The organism is Halolamina salina, assembly GCF_042678005.1.
Lineage (GTDB): Archaea > Halobacteriota > Halobacteria > Halobacteriales > Haloferacaceae > Halolamina > Halolamina salina.
In genome coordinates, this window is record NZ_JBHUDH010000070.1 from 1 (window position 1) to 1,868 (window position 1,868).

2 protein-coding genes are annotated in these 1,868 nt (G+C 66.6%); both read left to right on the forward strand.

The genetic code is table 11. The features are described from left to right. Positions 1 to 452: 452 nt before the first annotated feature. Positions 453 to 1,013: a TATA-box-binding protein gene (locus tag ACFR9S_RS07530; RefSeq protein ID WP_379732203.1), complete on the forward strand. Its 561-nt coding sequence runs from the start codon at positions 453 to 455 to the stop codon at positions 1,011 to 1,013. Positions 1,014 to 1,108: 95 nt separating this feature from the next. Continuing rightward, positions 1,109 to 1,720 carry a hypothetical protein gene (locus ACFR9S_RS07535; RefSeq protein ID WP_379732204.1) on the forward strand — a complete coding sequence of 204 codons (612 nt, stop codon included), beginning with the start codon at positions 1,109 to 1,111 and terminating at the stop codon, positions 1,718 to 1,720. Positions 1,721 to 1,868 lie beyond the last annotated feature (148 nt).

Consider the following 1,868-nt stretch of genomic DNA (forward strand, 5'->3'; position numbering starts at 1 on the left):
ATCAACCGGAATGTGTACGTGCTATTGCACGTGGGTGGCGGGTCGGATCACACGACGTGATCGTTACCAATCTGGTATTGCGTATCGGTTACCGTTCGCTGTCCGCCGGCCGAACCGGGGGACACCGAACTACCAGGGCTCACATCAGAAGCCGTCCTGTGGCGGACCACGGGGGCGGCGTCCTCATCTTTCTTCGGACCCGTATGTTTCGCTCGATGGGTCATAAACCCATCGAAGCGAGTCGGGTCCACGCACCGTCCCGGATCGTCCCGGGCCGCGGCGCGTTCTTCGCATTCCATCCGATGGGTGTGGAACACTTAACCCTGATGTTTCGATCGGCCACTGGGTGGCGTTACCGTGAGAGATTGTTCGCACGATCCGCCATCGACACCGGCGAACCGGTATATAAGGGAACCGTTTATAAGGGCAGGGTGAGCAATAAAGGGTGAACGATGAGTTCGCCGGCAGAATCAATCGAGATCCAGAACGTGGTCGCATCGACGGGTATCGGGCAGGAGCTCGACCTCGAAGCGTTGGCGGAGGACCTCCCGGGCGCGGACTTCAACCCCGACAACTTCCCCGGCCTCGTCTACCGGACGCAGAGTCCGAAGGCGGCGGCGCTGATCTTCCGATCCGGGAAGATCGTGTGCACGGGCGCGAAGAGCATCGACGACGTCCACGAGGCGCTGGGCATCATCTTCGAGAAGCTCCGCGACCTCACCATCCCGGTCGAGGAGGACCCCGACATCACCGTCCAGAACATCGTCTCGAGCGCCGACCTCGGGCACAACCTCAACCTCAACGCGCTCGCGATCGGGCTGGGGCTTGAGGACGTGGAGTACGAGCCCGAACAGTTCCCCGGCCTCGTCTACCGCATGGACGAGCCGGACGTGGTGATCCTCCTGTTCGGCTCCGGGAAGATCGTCATCACGGGCGGGAAGCGTACCGAGGACGCACAGGAGGCAGTCGAGCAGATCGTCGAGCGCATCGAGGGGCTCGGCCTCCTCAGCTGAACCGTCGACGCCGCCTCCCGACCCGTTTTTCGTCGCGCTGACGCAGTGTGATACCGGCGCAAGAGGAATAACCCTCCAGTACGAAGCCGCCGGTAGTGGCATCCCGTGACCACGGCCCGGACGGCCGGGGCGCCCCGGGCCCAGACACCAAGCACCGTACGGCCGAGCAGGCGGCGGTCCCCGAGGCGACCCGGCGGCGGCCCGAAGACCCGCCGATCCGGAACCCGGGACAGTACTCCCTGACCGACCACGTCCGCCAGCGGCTCGCACAGGGCGGCCGCTACGTCACCCTCGACGGCATCGACGCCGCGATCCGCGGGGGACAGCTCCGCTGGAACAGCAGCGACGGCTGGCGGTTCGCCCGCGTCGAGGAGGGGGTCCGGCTCGTCGTGGTCGTCTGCGACACCGACACCACCTCGCCGGTCGTCGTCACCGCGTGGACGGAGGTCGCCGACATCGGCGCCGCCCAGCGCTCGGAGCAGTGGGACCGGACCGACGTGGAGACGATCCGGCTCCGCAGCACGCTCTCGGAGCGTTCGGACGAGCACGTCCCCGAGCACATCCGCCCGCGCGACGTGCCTCGGCCGTTCTACGTCCGCGGCCACGAGCTGGTCACCGAGCCCGGCGACGGCCACCTCCGCTGTGTCGACTGTCACGGCCGCTTCCGTTCGAAGGGCGAGCTCGACCGCGCGGACTGCTCGCACTGAGTTTCGCGGGCGTGCGCCGTCACTCGCAAGGCGTATTCCCCCCGACCGCCAACCGCGGGTAATGAGTGATCTCTCCCTCTCGGAGTTCTACGACGCCGTCGAGGCGGCCGGCTACGGCGTCGTCTCGGAGACGGCGACGATCGCCATC